General features: G+C 68.7%; 17 protein-coding genes and 1 pseudogene. 10 read left to right on the top strand and 8 right to left on the bottom strand.

Annotated features, from left to right (window positions below; translation table 11 throughout):
- Positions 1–40: 40 nt before the first annotated feature.
- The 5 genes and pseudogenes from murJ to ACSFA0_RS06835 all read left to right on the top strand — a co-directional run bounded on the left by murJ (position 41) and on the right by ACSFA0_RS06835 (position 5,206).
- Positions 41–1,606 carry a murein biosynthesis integral membrane protein MurJ gene (gene murJ / locus ACSFA0_RS06815; RefSeq protein WP_435449453.1) on the top strand — a complete coding sequence of 522 codons (1,566 nt, stop codon included), beginning with the start codon at positions 41–43 and terminating at the stop codon, positions 1,604–1,606.
- 55 nt (positions 1,607–1,661) lie between these two features.
- Entirely contained in the window at positions 1,662–2,513 is an 852-nt protein-coding gene (locus ACSFA0_RS06820; protein ID WP_435449454.1) for a SirB1 family protein, read from the top strand.
- Positions 2,513–2,923: a VOC family protein gene (locus ACSFA0_RS06825; RefSeq protein WP_435449455.1), complete on the top strand. Its 411-nt coding sequence runs from the start codon at positions 2,513–2,515 to the stop codon at positions 2,921–2,923. The genes ACSFA0_RS06820 and ACSFA0_RS06825 overlap by 1 nt, the downstream gene beginning before the upstream one ends.
- Positions 2,924–3,094: 171 nt before the next feature.
- Positions 3,095–4,243: pseudogene (locus ACSFA0_RS06830) on the top strand (FUSC family membrane protein).
- 9 nt (positions 4,244–4,252) lie between these two features.
- Complete coding sequence (locus tag ACSFA0_RS06835) at positions 4,253–5,206, top strand: FUSC family protein (protein WP_435450914.1); 954 nt, start codon at positions 4,253–4,255, stop codon at positions 5,204–5,206.
- Between the two features lie 8 nt (positions 5,207–5,214).
- On the opposite strand, the gene ACSFA0_RS06840 is transcribed toward ACSFA0_RS06835, so the two are convergent.
- From ACSFA0_RS06840 to purM, 8 genes are all read right to left on the bottom strand, one after another.
- On the bottom strand, positions 5,215–6,201 hold the full coding sequence (locus ACSFA0_RS06840) for a GlxA family transcriptional regulator (RefSeq protein WP_435449456.1): 987 nt from the start codon (positions 6,199–6,201) through the stop codon (positions 5,215–5,217).
- 19 nt (positions 6,202–6,220) lie between these two features.
- Positions 6,221–6,532, bottom strand: coding sequence for a DUF1272 domain-containing protein (locus tag ACSFA0_RS06845; protein WP_435449457.1), 312 nt, complete (start codon positions 6,530–6,532; stop codon positions 6,221–6,223).
- A 12-nt stretch (positions 6,533–6,544) separates the two neighbouring features.
- Entirely contained in the window at positions 6,545–7,117 is a 573-nt protein-coding gene (locus tag ACSFA0_RS06850) for an isochorismatase family protein (protein ID WP_435449458.1), read from the bottom strand.
- A gap of 120 nt (positions 7,118–7,237) precedes the next feature.
- Positions 7,238–7,600 (bottom strand): DUF1428 domain-containing protein, encoded by a 363-nt coding sequence (locus ACSFA0_RS06855; protein ID WP_435449459.1) that lies wholly within the window; start codon positions 7,598–7,600, stop codon positions 7,238–7,240.
- Positions 7,601–7,668: 68 nt separating this feature from the next.
- On the bottom strand, positions 7,669–9,051 hold the full coding sequence (locus tag ACSFA0_RS06860) for a DHA2 family efflux MFS transporter permease subunit (protein ID WP_435450915.1): 1,383 nt from the start codon (positions 9,049–9,051) through the stop codon (positions 7,669–7,671).
- 73 nt (positions 9,052–9,124) lie between these two features.
- Positions 9,125–9,550 carry a VOC family protein gene (locus ACSFA0_RS06865; protein ID WP_435449460.1) on the bottom strand — a complete coding sequence of 142 codons (426 nt, stop codon included), beginning with the start codon at positions 9,548–9,550 and terminating at the stop codon, positions 9,125–9,127.
- A gap of 78 nt (positions 9,551–9,628) precedes the next feature.
- Positions 9,629–10,675 carry an AI-2E family transporter gene (locus ACSFA0_RS06870; RefSeq protein ID WP_435449461.1) on the bottom strand — a complete coding sequence of 349 codons (1,047 nt, stop codon included), beginning with the start codon at positions 10,673–10,675 and terminating at the stop codon, positions 9,629–9,631.
- A gap of 14 nt (positions 10,676–10,689) precedes the next feature.
- A complete protein-coding gene (purM, locus tag ACSFA0_RS06875; protein WP_435449462.1) occupies positions 10,690–11,730 on the bottom strand; it encodes a phosphoribosylformylglycinamidine cyclo-ligase in 1,041 nt (346 codons plus the stop codon).
- A 173-nt stretch (positions 11,731–11,903) separates the two neighbouring features.
- Here purM and hda point away from each other — a divergent pair, with 173 nt between their 5' ends.
- The 5 genes from hda (at position 11,904) to ACSFA0_RS06900 (ending at position 17,158) form a co-directional block, all read left to right on the top strand.
- Positions 11,904–12,590 carry a DnaA regulatory inactivator Hda gene (hda, locus tag ACSFA0_RS06880; protein ID WP_435449463.1) on the top strand — a complete coding sequence of 229 codons (687 nt, stop codon included), beginning with the start codon at positions 11,904–11,906 and terminating at the stop codon, positions 12,588–12,590.
- Positions 12,591–12,627: 37 nt separating this feature from the next.
- Positions 12,628–14,241 carry a polynucleotide adenylyltransferase PcnB gene (gene pcnB / locus ACSFA0_RS06885; RefSeq protein WP_435449464.1) on the top strand — a complete coding sequence of 538 codons (1,614 nt, stop codon included), beginning with the start codon at positions 12,628–12,630 and terminating at the stop codon, positions 14,239–14,241.
- A gap of 10 nt (positions 14,242–14,251) precedes the next feature.
- Complete coding sequence (gene folK / locus ACSFA0_RS06890) at positions 14,252–14,707, top strand: 2-amino-4-hydroxy-6-hydroxymethyldihydropteridine diphosphokinase (protein ID WP_435449465.1); 456 nt, start codon at positions 14,252–14,254, stop codon at positions 14,705–14,707.
- Between the two features lie 252 nt (positions 14,708–14,959).
- Positions 14,960–15,949: a glycosyltransferase family 4 protein gene (locus ACSFA0_RS06895; protein ID WP_435449466.1), complete on the top strand. Its 990-nt coding sequence runs from the start codon at positions 14,960–14,962 to the stop codon at positions 15,947–15,949.
- Between the two features lie 45 nt (positions 15,950–15,994).
- On the top strand, positions 15,995–17,158 hold the full coding sequence (locus ACSFA0_RS06900; RefSeq protein ID WP_435449467.1) for a polysaccharide deacetylase family protein: 1,164 nt from the start codon (positions 15,995–15,997) through the stop codon (positions 17,156–17,158).
- Position 17,159 lies beyond the last annotated feature (1 nt).

Genomic DNA, 17,159 nt, shown 5'->3' on the forward strand with positions numbered 1-17,159 from the left:
CCGAGGGGCGCCACCGGCGCGGGGCCTACACTTCGCCGCCGTGTCCCTGCTCAAATCCGCCTCCACCGTTTCGCTCCTGACGCTCGCTTCCCGGGTCACCGGGCTGATCCGCGACCTGTTGATGGCGTCGGTGTTCGGGGTCAGCGCGCTGACCGACGCCTTCAACGTGGCCTTTCGCATTCCCAACCTGTTCCGGCGTGTGCTGGGCGAGGGAGCGTTCAGCCAGGCCTTCGTGCCGGTGCTGGCGGCCACGCGGACCGAACAGGGCGACGAAGGTGCGCGGGCGCTGGTCGACCATGTCGCCACGCTGCTGACCTGGGCGCTGGTGCTGCTGTGCATCGCCGGTGTCGTGGGCGCGCCGCTGATGCTGTGGGCGATGGCCAGCGGCCTGCAGCAGACGCCACACGGCTACGACGCCGCCGTGCTCATGACGCGCTGGATGTTCCCGTACATCTTCTTCATGTCGCTGGTGGCGCTGGCCGGCGGGGTGCTCAACACCTGGCGCCAATTCGCGGTGCCGGCCGCCTCGCCGGTCCTGCTCAACGTGGCGCTGATTTCATCGATCCTGCTCGGCGCCCCGCTGTTCCGGCGCTGGGGCATCGAGCCGATCTATGCCCAGTGCGTCGGCGTGATGGTGGGCGGGGCGCTGCAACTGGGCATCCAGCTGCCGGCGCTGCGCCGCATCGGCATGCTGCCGCGCATCGGCGTGCGCTGGCGCGCCCTCTGCACATCGTGGAACGACCCGACGACGCGCAAGATCCTCAAGCTGATGCTGCCGGCGCTGATCGGCGTCAGCGTCGCGCAGATTTCGCTGCTCATCAACACGCAGATCGCCTCGCACCTGGCGCCCGGCAGCGTGACCTGGGTCAGCTATGCCGACCGGCTGATGGAATTCCCCACCGCGATGCTCGGTGTGGCGCTGGGCGTGGTGCTGATGCCACAGCTGGCCAGCGCCCGCGCGGCCAAGGACGACGCCCGCTATTCCTCGCTGCTCGACTGGGGCCTGCGCCTGGTCGTGCTGCTGTCGGTGCCCTGCGCCGTGGCCTTGCTGGTGTTCTCGCAACCGCTGGTCGCGGTGCTGTTCCACAACGGCGCCTTCAGTGCGCTCGACGTGCAGCGCACCACCGTCGCGCTGATGGGCTATGGCGCGGGCCTGGTGGGCATCGTCGCCATCAAGGTGCTGGCCCCGGGCTACTACGCGCGGCACGACATGCGCTCCCCGATGCGCATCGCGGTCGGCGTGCTGATCTTCACGCAGCTGCTCAATCTCGTGCTGGTACCGCTGCTGCAGCATGCCGCGCTGACGCTGACCATCGCGATCGGTGCGGTCGTCAACGCGTTGTGGCTGCTCGCCGGCCTGGTGCGCCGCGGAAGTTACCGCCCGGAGCCAGGCTGGGGCAGGTTTGTCCTGCAGGTGCTGGTGTCGGCCGCGCTGCTGGGTTTGCTGCTGTACTGGGGCGCCCGGCATTTCGACTGGGTGGCATTGCGCGCGGTGCGGCTTCAGCGCATCGGCCTGCTGGCCCTGCTCATCGCCGGAGCCGGCGCGCTCTATTTCGCAGCCCTCGCCCTGCTGGGCGTGCGTCTGCGCAGTTTCATCAAGCGATAGGGCGCGCGGCATCGTCGCCTTGACGCCCCCGGCGCGGTCCTCTACAAAGAGTCACATGACGTTCAGCTTCTCGGCACCGACCGCCCTCGAGTATTTCGACTCGCTCGTCAAGAGCGACGACCAGTTTCCGCTGCTCGAGGCGGCCGCGTCGCTCGCGCAGGACGAATACCCCGACCTCGATGTCCAGCAGGTGCTGGGCGATGTCGACCAGTTGCTGGCCCGCCTGAAGCGTCGCCTGCCGTCGGACGCGGCGCCGCTGGCCCGCCTGCGCGCGCTCAACCAGTTCTTCTTCCACGACCTGAGCTTCGGCGGCAACGTCAACGACTACTACGACCCCGACAACAGCTACCTGAACGCGGTGCTGCGCACCCGCCGCGGCATCCCGATCTCGCTGGCGGTGCTGTGGATGGAGCTGGCCCAGGGGCTGGGCCTGCAGGCGCGCGGCGTCGCGTTCCCGGGGCACTTCATGATGAAGGTCACGCTGCCCAAGGGCCAGGTGGTGATCGACCCCTTCACCGGCAAGTCGCTGTCGCGCGAAGACCTGAGCGAGCGGCTCGAACCCTACAAGCACAGCAACGGCCTGGTCGGCGAGTTCGACGTGCCGCTCGGCCTGTACCTGCAGCCGGCCCCGCCGCGCGAGATCATCGGCCGCATGCTGCGCAACCTGAAGGAAGTGCACCGCGCGCAGGAAGACTGGCAACGCGCCATCGCCGTGCAGGACCGTCTGGTGGCGCTGCTGCCCGAGGCCTGGGGCGAGCACCGCGACCGCGGACTGGCGCACGCGGCGCAAGGCAACACCGCATCGGCCGTGCGCGACCTGGAGACCTACCTGCGCCACGCCGAAGAGGCGCTCGACCTCGATGCCATCGCCGAGCGCGTGGCCACCTTGCGCCGGGCGCTGAACTGATGGCCGACGAGCTCGGCACGCGGCACCAGTTCCATGGCGTGCAGCCGGTGCTGCCGGTGGCGGACGCGACCCGCGCCGCCCGCTACTTCTGCGACGTGCTGGGCTTCACGCTGGACTTCATCGCCGGCGAGCCGCCGAGCTATGCGCGGGTCAAGCACCTGCCGGCGGCCGGGCAGGGCGAGGCGGTCTACCTGCGGCTCTGGCAGGTCAACGTGCGCGAAACCCGGCCGTGGCGCGGTGAGATCGTGATCCATGTGGGCCACGACATCGATGGCCTGTACGCGGCCTACGTGAGGCGCGGGGTCGACGTCCTCGAGCCGCCGACCTCCCAGCCCTGGGGCCTGCGCGAGTTCGCGCTGCGCGAGCCCGACGGCCACGTGCTGCGCTTCTGCGGTTATCTGCCGACGTGAACCCGACGTGATGCGCCGCATGCAGTGGCACGCATCCTGCAGCATCCGGCCATGACCGACGCCGTTCTCGCCCTGTCGCCACGCCGCTGGCTGTTCGCCGCTGGCGGCCAGCCGCTGCGCGTGCTGCTGGCGTTGGGCAGCGCCATGGCGCTGTGCTTCGGCACGGGCCAGATGCATGCGCTGATCCCCGCGGCGCTCGGCATCATCGCCAGCGCGCTGGCCGAAACCGATGACAGCTGGCAGGGCCGCTGGCGCGCGCAGGCCGTCACCTTGCTGTGCTTCGCGCTGATGGCGTTCGCGGTCGAGGCGCTGTTCGGCCAGCCGGTGCTCTTCATCGTCGGCCTGGCGGCCGCGGCCTTCGCGCTGACCATGCTCGGCGCGATCGAGGCGCGCTTCAAGGCCATCGGCCATGCCACGCTGATCCTCGCGATGTACGCCACGCTCAGCCTCGACCACGCGGCCGGCGGCCAGCCGCGCTGGCACGAGGTGGCGCTGCTGCTGTCGGGCGCCGCGTGGTACGGCGCCTGGTCCGTCGGCTGGGCCGCGTTGTTTCCGGCCGAGCCGGTGCAGGCGCTGCTGGTCAAGCTCTTCCATGCGCTGGCCGACTACGTCGGCTTCAAGGCCTCGCTGTTCGAGCCGGTGCGCGGCGTCGACATCGAGCGCAAGCGGCTGTCGCTGGCGCAGCTCAACACCAGCGTGGTGGGCGCGCTCAACGCCGCGAAGGAAAGCATCTTTCGCCGCGTGGGACCGCGCACCCCGACCGGCCGCATCACGCGCTACCGCGGCCTCTACCTGATCGCGCAGGACGTGCACGAGCGCGCCAGCTCGTCGCACGACGACTAAAACGCGCTGGCCGACGCCTTCTTCCACAGCGACGTGCTCTACCGCTGCCAGCGCGTGCTGGCGCTGCAGGCCGACGCCTGCCGCCGCCTGACGCTGTCGATCGCGCGGCGTGAGCCCTTCGTCGCCGGCGGCGCGACGGTGCAGGCACTGTCCGACCTGCGCAGCGCGATCGCGCACGAGCGCACGCGCGCCGACGCGCCGCAGCGTCTGGCGCTGCTGGCCTCGGTCGAGGCGCTGGCCCGCAACCTCGCGCAGCTCGACGGCCAGATCGCCGGAGCCAGCCAGCCCGCCGCGCAGGTCGGGCGAACCGACATGGATCTGTATGACCGCTCGCCGCGCAGCGGGCGCGACGCGTTCGAGCGGGTGCGGCGCCAGCTCGCGCCGCGCTCGCCGCTGTTCCGCCACGCGGTGCGGCTGGCCGTGGCGCTGGTCGCCGGCTACGGCGTGATGCTGCTGATCCACCCGGTGCAGGGCTAATGGATCCTGCTGACGACGCTCTTCGTCATCCAGCCGACCTATGGCGACACCATGGCGCGCATGGCCGAGCGCGTCGCCGGCACGGCGCTGGGCGTGGTGCTCGGCTGGGCGGTGCTGACGCTCTTTCCGCAGCCCTGGCTGCAGTCGCTGGTGGCGGTGGCGGCCGGTGTGTTCTTTTTCGGGGCGCGGGCGCGTCGCTACCTGCTGGCGACTGCGGCGATCACGCTGCTGGTGCTGATGTTCTTCAACCAGGTCGGCGACGGTGGCCTGCTGCTGTGGCCGCGCCTGATCGACACCGCCATCGGCAGCGCGCTCGCGGGCCTGGCGATGGTGCTGGTGCTGCCGCACTGGGCGGCGCGCCGCATCAACGAGCTCGCCGCCGCGGCCCTGCAGACGCACGCGGCCTACCTGCGGCAGATCGCGGCCCAGTACCGCTCGGGCGCGCGCGACGACCTGGCCTACCGGCTGGCGCGGCGCAACGCCCACAACGCCGATGCGGCGCTGTCGACCGCCGTCAGCGACATGTTCCGCGAGCCGGGCGTGGTCCGGCCGCATGCGGGTGTAGCGCTGCGCTTTCTGATCCGCTCGCACACGTTGCTCAGCTACGTTTCGGCGCTGGGCGCGCACCGCACCTCGCTCGCCGACGCGCGCTCGGCGTCGGCGCTGTTCGACAGCATCGAGGGCGCGGCGGCGGCGCTCGAGGCGCTGGCACAGGCCTTCGTGCGTGGAACGCCGGATGCCGCTGACATGAGCGTCGGCAGCACGGTGCGTGAGGCGCTGGCGCGTGCAGGCCAGGCCGATGCGGACACGCAGGAGGCCGCCGCGCTGGTGCGCACCCAGCTTGGCCTGATCGCGCTGCAGCTCGACGCGCTGGGCACGCACACCGCCGACTGGTTGCGGTCCGGCACGCCGGACGCGGCCGCCGCGCCGCTGGCCGCGCAGGGCGGCACCGGCGCGCCCTGAGCGCCGTATCAGTGGTTCTGGGTGGCTGACGAGGGCGACCCGGGCAGCCCGAATTGCCGCCAGGCGCGTCGCAACTGCGTGTCTGAGCCGAAACCGGATTGCGCCGCGGCCCGCGTGACGTTCGCGCCCGACTGCAGCGCCAGTTGCGCCGATGCCAGGCGGAGTCGGCGCAGGTAGGCCAGCGGTGCCACGCCCGCGTGCTCCATGAACAAGCGCGTGAGATGCCGCGGCGAGGTATGGGCCACCTCCGCCATGCGCGGCACGCTCCAGTCGGACTGCGGTTGGGCGCTCACCGCGTCCTGCACGCGGTGCAGCGCGGCGTGCAGGTGATGCCGATGCGCGAGGAAGGGCGACAGCTCCGGGTCGTTCGGGCCGCGCCGCAGCGCCACCACCATGGTCTGCGCCACCTGCGCGGCCAGCGCCTCGCCGCAGACTTCGCCGATGCGGTGCAGCATCAGGTCGATCCCGGTCGTCACGCCGGCGCTGCTGCTGATCGGCGGGTCGAGCACGAAGACGCGATTGGCGACCACCTCGCAATCGGGCGCCGCCGTGCGCAGTTCGTCGAGGTGGTGGTGGTGCGTGGTCACGCGGTGCCCGGCCAGCAGGCCCGCATGCGCCGCGAGCAAGGTGCCGGCGCAGATGGTGACCAGTTCCAGCCGGCCGGCCTCCAGCCGCTGCCCGCCGAGCCAGTGCAGCAGCGCGCGCGCCTCGTCGGTGTCGACCGCGATGGTGCGGCCGGGCAGCCCGACCAAGACGATCCACGCTGGCCCGCCCCATGTTTCCGGCAGGGGCGACAGCCCGCTCAGCGTCACGCCAACCGAGCCGACGCTGCTCGGCGTGGGCGACACGAAGTCGATGACGAAGCGCTCGGGCTGCTCGCTGGCGCGCAGCAGCTGGTTGGAGATGCGCAGCGCCTCCGCCGGGCCGGCCCAGTCGAGCACCAGGCTGTTCGGCAGCAGGGCGAAGGCGACGCGGATCGGTGGGCCGGGGATCACCGATGGTCCTGGGTCGCGCTCAACGCGCAGCGGGCGGCCTGCCGGCCAGGCGTCGCAGCATCTCGGCATGCGCGGCCAGATCGGCGGGACGGTGCTTCGCTGTGTCCTGCGCCGGGTGTTGCTGCAAGGAATTGCCGCGGCCGTTCCAGTCCTTCGCCGGTCGGATCGGCCGAGGCACCAGGTTGCCGCCGCAATTGGGGCAGACCTGCTGCAACAGCGTGTCGGCGCAGTTCGCGCAGAAGGTGCATTCGAAGCTGCAGATGCGTGCGTCGGCCGATGCGGGCGGCAGGTCGGTGGCGCAGTGTTCGCAGGCAGGGCGGAGTTCGAGCATGCGTGTGCGCCTTCAAGCCGCCAGCGATGCGCCAGCGCGTTCCAGGGCTTGCGTCACGCTGCACAGGGTGGCGAAGCGGCCCTGCAGCACGGTGGCGGTGCGGTCCTTGATCTCGGCGGCCGAGAGCGGCCGGCCGTCAGGCTGGGTCATGTCGAAGGTCAGCGTGGCGTCGGTCACGTAGTCGACCTGCCAGCCGAGGTCGGACGCATGGCGCGTGGTCGTCTCGCAGCATTGCTCGGTGCGGATGCCGCTCACGATGAGCCGGCCGATGCCGTGCCGTGTCAGCCAGACGTCGAGCCCGGTGCCGACCAGCGCGCTGTGGCGATGCTTGGTGAAGGTCGCGGCCGCGTCGAACGGCGCCAGCCCTTCGAGCGGGCGCACATGGCCCGATTCGACCGCGAACGGGTTGTCGGCCGTCTTCGGCCCGTCGACATGGAACACCCGCACGATCGGCACGCCGGCTTCGCGGCAGCCGTCGATCAACGCGTTCTGGGCCGCCAGGTAGGCGCCCATGTCGCGTTCGGTGGAATAGGGGCGGTGGCGGAACGATTCCTGGACGTCGATCACTATGAGACAGGTCTTCATGGCATGGCGCGCGATGGCGAGTGGGGATGATGCGCCAGATTTTGCGGCGCTGTCAGCCCATCGTCCGTGCCATGCCGGACCAGTCTCGATCAATTCAGGACATTGCTTGGCACGACGGCGTCAAAGCTCGACCAGCGTCTTGAACCCGCCCCAAAACATGCGCTGCATGTCGAAGGGCATCTTCTTCGGGTCCATCATCGACTGCAGCCGCGGGTCGGCCATGACCTTGGCGTTGATCGCGTCGCGCTGCTGGCGCGAGGGGTAGACGATCCACGAGAACACGACGACCTCGTCGGCCTTGAGCTTCACGCTCTGCGGGAAGGACGTGCGCTTGCCGGGCTTCACGTCGTCGGCGACGCACTCGATGTATTCCAGCGCGCCGTGCTCGCGCCAGATCTTGCCGGCCTTGCGCGCGATCTTGCGGTAGGCGGCGATGTTGTCCTTGGGCACGGGCAGGACGAATCCGTCGACGTAGCGGGGCATGGGCGATCTCCGGTGGGCGTGGAACAGCAAGGACGAACGAAGCTTCAGCAGCAGGTGGATCGGTGGACTCATGGGTGGCCGGACGCCGCGGCACCAGGCCGCAGGAAGACCGCGCCCAGCAGGGCCGCTGCGGCGGCGAACACGGCACCGACAACGAAGGCCAGCTGGTAGCCCGCGTTGAGCGCCACTGTCTGCGGCGCGCCGGCCGCCAGTTGGGTGCCGGTGCGCGCCGCGGCCAGGCTGGCTAGCATCGCCAGGCCGAGCGAGCCGCCCATCATGAAGGCGGTGTTGACCACGCCGGAGGCCAGGCCAGCGTCTTCCGGTCGCACGTCGCTCATGGCGGCGAGCAGCATCGGGTTGAAGGCAATGCCCGCGCCCAGGCCGAGCAGCAGCATGCCGGGCAGCACATGCACGACGAAGTCGCCGCCGACCGGCGCGCGGGCGAAGCACGCCAGCCCCACCGCCGCGATCAGCAACCCGACGGCCAGCGGCCAGCGGATGCCGACGCGCATCACCAGCTTGGCCGACAGGCCGACCGAGAAGGCCGCCATGATCAGGTTGGCGGGCAAGAAGGCCAAGCCGACCTGCATCGGGCTGTAGCCAAGCACCAGCTGAAGGTAGAGCGCCGAGATGAAGAACCACGCGAACATCGCCGCGGCCCAGAACACGCCGGCGACGTTGGCGGTCGCCACATTGCGCAGTCGGAACAGCGCCAGCGGCACCAGCGGATCGCGCACGCGTGATTCGACCACCAGGAAGACGGCGAAGAGCAGCACCGCCGCGCCCAGCAGCACGATCGTCTGCGTCGATCCCCAGCCGGCCTCGTTGCCGTTGACCACGCCGTACACCGCGAGCATGAGTGCGGCCGTCACGCTGACGGCACCGGCCACGTCGAGCCGCTTGCCGCTGCGGTCGCCATGGTGCGGCGGCAGCAGCGCCGCGCACAGGGCGTACACGGCTACGCCGATCGGCAGGTTGACCAGGAAGATCCAGTGCCAGCTGAGCGCACCGGTCAGCAAGCCGCCCAGCAGCACGCCGATGCTGCCGCCGCCCGCGCAGACGAAGCCGTAGACGCCCATCGCCTTGGCCCGGTCGGCCGGCTCGGTGAAGAGATTCATGATCAGCGAGAGCGAGACGGCCGACACCACCGCGCCGCCCAGGCCCTGCACCGCCCGCGCCGTGATCAGCAGCGCCTGCGAGTTCGCGAGCCCGCAGGCCAGCGACGCGACGGTGAAGGCCACGATGCCGGCGAGGAACATGCGCCGGTGGCCGAACAGGTCACCGAGCCGCCCGCCCAGCAGCAGGAAGCCGCCGAAGGTCAGCATGTAGGCATTGACCACCCAGACCAGCGCGGTCTCGCTGAAGGCGAGGTCCTGGCGGATCGAGGGCAGGGCGACGTTCACGATGGTCGTGTCGAGCACGATCATCAGCACGCCCAGGCACAGCACCATCAGCGCGAGCCAGCGTCGGCGTTCGTCGGTGGGCGCCGTGACATGCGCCGGCGCCGCAGTCGGCACCGACGCCTCAGACATCCTGCTGCATGCCGCCGTTGACCATCCACGGCGTGCCGAAACGGTCGGTGCACATGCCGAAGCGTTCTGCCCAGAAGGTGGGCCCGATTGGCATCGTCACCTGGCCGCCTTCGGCCAGGGCGGCGAACACCTGTTCGGCCTCGGCCGCCGTGTCCTTGTTGACCGTGAGCGCGAAGCCCTTCATGCCTTCGTAGGGCTGGCCTTCCATGGTGTCGGACGCCATCAGCTGGCCGCCGTCGAAGCTGAGCATCGCGTGCATCACACGGTCAGCGTCGGTGGCGGGAATCTTCTGCTGCTCGGCGCCGGGCATCTGCGCGAAGGTCATGACGTCGAGCTTGCCGCCCAGGACGCGTTGGTAGAAGGGCATGGCTTGCGCCGCCGTGCCGTCGAACACCAGATACGGATTGAAAGAGCGCATGGAGTCTCCTGGGTGGTTTGTGTACGCCGTCCACAATACGATAGCAAAGTGACCGGGCGATGTCCATCCGGAAATCGATCAGACCAGTTGCGCGGCCTGGAGCTCTTTTTTCAGGTAGGCGTAGAACAGCGGCGCGGCCACCAGCCCGGCCGGTCCGAACACCGCCTCGGCCATGAACATCACGGCCAGCAGTTCCCACACGGCCATGTGGGTGCGGCTGCCCACGACCTTGGCGTTGATCACGTATTCCGCCTTGTGGATCAGGATCAGGAACATCAGGCAGGCGATGGCGGCGACGGGCGACACCGACAGCCCGACCATCGTGATGACCGCGTTGCACAGCAGGTTGCCGACGATCGGCACGAGGCCCGCCACGAAGGTCAGCGTGATCAGCGCCGGCGTGTAGGGCAGACCCAGGTCCCACAGCGGCAAGATGAACAGCAGAAAGATGGCGGTCAGCAGCGCGTTGAACGCGGCGATCCAGAACTGTGCTGCCACGATCTGCCCGAAGGCCTGGCCGAACAGCGTGACCCGCTGCCGCAACTGCACCGTCAGCGGCCCGCCGCCGACCGATGCCATGCCCGCGCCCGCCAGCGCGCCGACCAGCAGGCCGACGTAGGCGAACAGCAGCCCGCCCAGCCAGGCACGCCCCGTGAGCGCCAGCATGCCGGCCTGCGCGCGCAGATAGCCGGCCACCAGGCGCTGCACGTCGGCCACGCCTTCAGGCAGGTAGACCGCCATGTCCGGTGGCAGCTTCAGGCGCAGTTCGAGCACCGTGCGGGCGATGTAGTCGAGCAGCTCCCTGTACTGCTCGGGTGCGTTGAGGACGAATTCGCGCGCCTGTGAGAAGGCCAGTGCCATCACCACCAGCGGCGCCAGCATCACCAGTGTGGCCGCGATGGCCCGTGCCAAGGGCGTGGTGAAGGGCGGCTGCAGCGCGGCGCGGCGGCGCCGGACCACGGCGTCGAGTGGGCGTGCGAGCCGGCGCGTGGCGAGGAAGCCGATGCACACGCACAGCAGGCCCGGCAACAGGCCCTGCCACATCACCAGCAGCAGCGCGCCCGCTATCAACAGATAGCTGGCGATCACCACGGGGCGCGAGGGGGCGGCGACGGGTGCGCTCACGCTGGCAGGCGTGCTCAGGCGACGACCACGGCGGCGCCGGTGCCGCGCTCGGCGATGACGCCGATGTCGTACACCGTCTCGCCCGCAGCGCGCAGCGTGGCGGCGCAGGCCGCGGCTTCGGCGGCGTCGATGACCACCACCATGCCGATGCCGTTGTTGAAGGTGCGGTTCATCTCGATGTCGTCGACGCCGGCCACCTTCTGCAGCCAGGCGAAGAGCTCGGTCTGCGGCCAGCTGCCCTTCTTCAGGTGGGCGGCCGTGCCTTCGGGCAGCACGCGCGGGATGTTCTCCAGCAGCCCGCCGCCGGTGATGTGGGCGAGCGCCTTGATCGGGTGCTTGCCCAGCGCTTCGAGCACCGGCTTGACGTATAGGTGGGTGGGTTCCATCACGGCTTCACGGAAGGGCTTGCCGTCGAGTGTGGCCGGCAGGTCGGCACCCGCGCGCTCGATCACCTTGCGCACCAGGCTGAAGCCGTTGGAATGCACGCCGGCGGACGCCAGGCCCAGCACCACGTCGCCGGGCTTCACGTTCTGGCCGGTGAGGATCTTCGACTTTTCGACCGCACCGACCGCGAAGCCCGCCAGGTCGTATTCGCCGGCAGGGTACATGCCGGGCATTTCCGCGGTCTCGCCGCCGATCAGCGCGCAGCCCGACAGCTCGCAGCCGCGGGCGATGCCGCCGATCACGGCCGCGGCGGTGTCGACGTCGAGCTTGCCGCAGGCGAAGTAGTCGAGGAAGAAGAGCGGCTCGGCGCCCTGTACCAGCACGTCGTTCACGCTCATCGCGACCAGGTCGATGCCGACCGTGTCGTGCATCTTCCATTCGAAGGCCAGCTTGAGCTTGGTGCCCACGCCGTCGGTGCCGCTCACCAGCACCGGTTCCTTGTAGCGCTTGGGCACCTCGAACAGGGCGCCGAAGCCGCCGATGCCGGCCAGCACGCCCTCACGCATCGTCTTCTTGGCCAGGGGCTTGATGCGGTCGATCAGCGCGTCACCCGCGTCGATGTCGACGCCGGCATCCTTGTAGCTGAGCGGGGTGGGCGTGTTGGAGTTCATGGGCAGAGCAGGCTTGGCGGACGGAACGACGAAGAGGAGCGGGAGGGCGCCGGCAACCGAAACGGCCGGGCCGATAGAATTCGAGACGATTTTAAGGGCCCCTCCGCGCCCGGTCCCATGAACCCCTTGTTTGCGTCCTCCGTGCCACGGCAGCCGCCCGCTTCGCTCCCGGCATGAAGCAGCTCGCGCTCGACATCGGCCTTTCGACCGGCCCCACGCTGGCCGGTTTCTTCGCCGGTCCCAACGAGGCGGCCCTGCGCCACCTGCGCGTGTGGGTGGGTGATGCGCACGCGCCGACCCTGCATTCGCCGGTGCCCACCTACCTGTGGGGCGAGAGCGGCAGCGGCAAGACGCACCTGCTCGAAGGCGTGCGCAGCGCGCTGCGCGAGCAGGGCGCCGTGGTCGGCTGGCTGCACGCCGGCCTGCTGGAGCCGCCCGAGTTCGACGAGCGCTGGGGTGCCGTGGTGCTCGACGACGTGCATCTCTACACCGCCGTGCAGCAGCACACCGCCTTTAATTGGTTCGTCAATGCGCAGACGCTGCAGCGCGGCGTGGTCGCCGCCGGCGCCCTGCCGCCGGCCGATCTGGCGCTGCGGGAAGATCTGCGCACCCGCCTGGGCTGGGGGCATGTGTTCCACTTGCAGCTGCTGAGCGAGGCTGAACGCCGCGCGGTGCTGCGCAGGGCGGCCGACGCGCGTGGCGTGCTGCTGGGCGACGACGTGCTCGACTACATGCTGCACCGCTTCAGCCGCGACCTGGGCAGCCTGATGGAGCTGCTCGACCAGCTCGACGGCTATGCGCTGCAGACCCAGCGCGCGGTGACGATCCCGCTGATCCGATCGATGCTCGAAAACCAATGATGCCAACCGGGGCGCCGTGCGTCCGACCTTTTCTCCCATGATCAAGACCTTCATCGACAAACTGCTCGGCAAGTCGGGCGGCGCCAGCGCCAGCGCCAAGGCGCGCTTCGGAAAGCGCCAGGAAGTGCCCGCCAGCGTCCACGGCATCGACCCCAACCTGGTCGACGAGCGCGCCAAGAACGTGGTGACCACGCTGCAGGGCGCCGGCTACGAGGCTTACGTGGTGGGCGGCGCGGTGCGCGACCTGTTGCTGGGCCTGCGGCCGAAGGATTTCGATGTGGCGACCAATGCGACGCCTGAGCAGGTCAAGAGCCTCTTTCGCCGCGCCTTCATCATCGGCCGGCGCTTTCGCATCGTGCACGTGGTGTACGGCCGTGGTCGCGAGCATGAGGTCATCGAGGTCTCGACCTTCCGTGCCTACATGGACAACGCGGCGGCCGAGCAGGTCAAGGGCAACGAGCGCACCAGCAAGGGCGAACTCGCCGGCATGACGCATGCCGTCGACTCGAGCGGCCGCGTGCTGCGCGACAACGTCTGGGGCCCGCAGGAAGAAGACGCGGCGCGCCGCGACTTCACCGTGAACGCCATGTACTACGACCCGGCGAGCGGCATCGTGGTGGACTATCACAACGGCATCAAGGACGCGAAGAAGCTGGTGCTGCGCATGATCGGCGACCCGATCACCCGCTACCGTGAAGACCCGGTGCGCATCATTCGCGCGATTCGCTTCTCGGCCAAGCTGGCCGCGCTGGGCTTCGAGATCGAACCCAAGACGGCCGCGCCGCTCATCGCCTCGAGCAAGCTGCTGGCCGACGTGCCGCAGAGCCGCCTGTTCGACGAGATGCTCAAGCTCCTGCAGACCGGCCATGCCGTGGCCACCATCGCCCAGCTGCGCAAGCTGGGCCTGGCGACCGGGATCTACCCGCTGCTCGACGTGGTGGTCGAGCGCGCCGAGCAGCCCTTCGTGAAGGCGGCCCTGATGGACACCGATCGCCGCGTCGGCGAAGGCAAGCCGGTGGCGCCGAGCTTCCTGCTCGCCTGCGTGCTGTGGGCCGATGTGCGCGACGGCTGGGCCCAGCGCCTCGAAGGGCGCAACGGCCAGCGCGGCCAGCCCGCCTTCCCGGCGCTGCAGGACGCGATCGACGACGTCTTCAACACCCGCATCGGCGACGTGTCGGGCCGCGGCAAGCTCGGCGGCGACATGCGCGAGATCTGGATGATGCAGCCGCGCTTCGACAAGCGCGTCGGCGCCACGCCCTACAGCCTGGTCGAGCAGGCGCGCTTCCGTGCCGCCTTCGACTTCATGCGCCTGCGCGCCGACGTTGGTGAGGTGAGCGAGGCCATCGCCGAATGGTGGCAGGAATTCAGCACCGCCGACGACCTGCGCCGGCAGGACCTGCTCGACCAGGTTCGCGAAGAACAAAAGGCGCCGACCCGCACCCGCGTGCGCGCCAAGCCGGCCTCACGCACGGATCGCACCGATGCGCCGGCGGCCGTCGGGGCGGACCGCGACGAGCCCGAGCGTGACGAGGCCGACGATGGTGGCGAGGTCGCCGGTGCGGTGCCGCCCGACGGCGAAGCACCGCGCAAGCGCCGGCGGCGCCGCAAGCCGCGCACCGGCGGCAGCGCGGGCGACGGCGGAGCCGCCTGACGCTGCGACCATGACCCTGGCGTTCGTGGCGCTCGGCGCCAACCTGGGCGATGCGCCGGCGACGGTGCGCATCGCCATGAAGCAGATCGACATGATTCCGCGCACGCGGGTCACGGCGTGCTCGTCGCTCTACCGCACCGCACCTTTCGAGGCGAGCGGGCCCGACTTCATCAATGCCGTGGTGGCCGTCGACACCGGATTGGCGCCGGAGGCCTTTCTGGACGCGCTGCAGCTGCTGGAGCAGCATGCGGGGCGCGAGCGCCCGTACCGCCATGCGCCGCGCACACTTGACCTGGACCTCCTGACCCACGGCGACGCCCTGCTGGCGACGCCTCGGCTCACCCTGCCGCACCCCCGCATGAACCAGCGTGCCTTCGTGCTGCTGCCGCTGGCCGAGATCGCGCCCGACAGGGTATCGCCGGAACAACTTGCGGCCGTGGCCGGCCAATCCATCGCACGGCTGTGAGTCGCCGCGGGCTTCGGCGTCGCAGGCGCCGCCGGGGATCGTCATGAAATGGGCCGCGATGCGGGGCGTGCCCTCTGCGGCGTCGACCAGGCGCGGCTGGATTCAAAGTTAACGCGAAAGTTCAAGTCCGCGTAACAATGTTGCTACAATTGCAGTCCAGTTCACATTCGCGCTGACCACTGCCTGACGGTCGGGGCCGCAATCGCGCAAGAAGTGGCTCGCTGGCGCTGGAGCAACCTGCCGTTTGATCGCATGAAGATCCTGATCTACAGCTCGGTTTTTTATCCTGCCATTGGCGGCATCGAAAACCTGACGCTTGCGCTCGCCAAGGAATTCCACCGCTCCGGCCATGACGTCAAGGTAGTGACCGAGCAGCGCCAGACACCCGATATGCCGGTCGAGGGCATCGAGATCTTCCATTCCTCCAGAGTGCTTCAGCAATTGAAGCTCTTCTTCTGGAGCGACGTCTGGTACATGCCGAACATCACGCTCAAAGGCATGTGGCTGCTGCTTTTCAACCCCTTCAAGAAGTTGTTCATTTCGCACAATGATTTCCATGTCATTGACGCGCGCAATTCCAAGGGCTTTCTCAAGAACGCCGTCATTCGTTCGGTCGCCAAGAATATTTCCGTCAGTCGGAGCGTGGCCCGCGCGCTGCGGGTGAAGTCCACCGTGATCCTCAACTGTTACAACGACGGTGCTTTTCGGTTGTATCCGGACGAAAAGAGAAATCGGGACTTTCTTTTCGTCGGTCGTCTGGTGTCTCAGAAGGGCTGCGAGTTACTGCTCGATGCCTGTCGTGGATTGACGCGGCCGTTCAGCCTCAGCATCGTGGGCGATGGCGTTGAATTGACCCGGCTGCAGGCGCTGGTCGACGAGTATGGGCTGCAAGGCAGCGTTTCGTTTCTTGGCTTCCAGCGCGACGAGGCCCTGGCGCGCACCATGAACCGACATCGCGTGATGATCGTTCCCTCGCTGGGTGCCGAAGGTTTCGGCATCGTGGCACTCGAGGGCCTGGCATGCGGGTGCGAGATGGTGGTGTCGGATGCGGGCGGGCTGCCCGAAGCCGTGGGCGGCTTCGGCGAAGTGTTTCCGGTCGGCAATGCGGTCGCCCTGAGGGCACTGCTGGATCGCCATCTGGCACAACCCCGCATGGGCACGATGTCGGACGACAAGGCGCGGTATTTGCATAGCCGAACGGCCAAGAACGTGGCGCTCGAGTACCTGGACGTGTTTCAGTGAGCATGCCGGCCCTGCATCACCCGTTTCCATTCACGTGAGACCGCCATGTTTGCGCTCAAGAACATCGAGAACATCGACCTTCCACCGAAAACGCTTTGCCTGACGTACGACGATGGTCCTGGCGCGACCACTGGCGACATCGGACGTTTCCTGCAGTCGAATGGGATCCGTGCGACCTTCTTCGTGGTCGGCAAGTACGCGGTGGAGCACACCGACGTGCTCGATCAATTGCACGCGCAAGGGCACATCATCGGAAATCACACGTACGAGCATCCGGATATGCCGTACTACGTGTCCGTCAACGGCGATGTGCGCGACCAGATCATCCGGACCAACACCGTCATTCAGAAATACAACGAGGGCAAGCCCATCTACTTTCGCGCGACCTATGGCAAATGGTCGCCCGAGGTGGCGCGCGAGCTCAACGTGGACATCCGAAGCTCATTCCGGCATGTCGGCCCCGTGTTCTGGGACATCGCGGGCATCGACTGCTATTTCTGGAAGCTTGACAAGTCGGTCGAAGAGGCGGCGCAGGTCTATCTGGACGACATCGAGAAGAAAGGGCGCGGCGTCGTCGTGATGCATGACGGTACCGCCGACATGGACACCGTGGCCGCCAAGAGCAAGACGCTCGAGCTGACCCGGTACCTCGTGCCGAAGCTGTTGGCGCTCGGCTACCGCTTCGTCGGTCTCGACGAGATCGACGACATTCAGCTCACGACGCCGCTCGCCGACACGTTCTCCCTTCAAGGCCACAACGGCCGTTTCCTGGAGCCTGCGCTCGGTGACGAAGATGCCCTCAGCTGGACGGCGACGGCTGCGGGAAAGCCCGGCGGCCGCTTCGTGATGGAGCTCAAGGGGCGCGGCAAGATCGCCCTGCGCACGGTCGAAGGGCGCTATCTGCGCGTCAACCCCGACGTGGACGAGACGGTGCGCCTGTCCGACGAGTGCGATGTCTATGCCCTGTTCGACAACATCCCGGTGGGCGAGTCGCAGATGATGCTTCGCTCGCACAACGGCAACTATCTGGCGGCCGAGACGCCGAAGGGCGGCCTTCTTCGCGCCAACGCGCCGTTCATGCGCCAGGCCTGGCGCATCGACTACCGGCCGACGAGCGGCGCGTACGTCAAGCCGGTCACGCTGTCGCAGCGCCTGAAGAACGCGAAGAAGGCGGCGATGTTCGTCAAGTCCAAAGTGCTGCAGTCCTGAA

Source organism: Variovorax restrictus (assembly GCF_051216715.1).
GTDB lineage: Bacteria > Pseudomonadota > Gammaproteobacteria > Burkholderiales > Burkholderiaceae_C > Variovorax.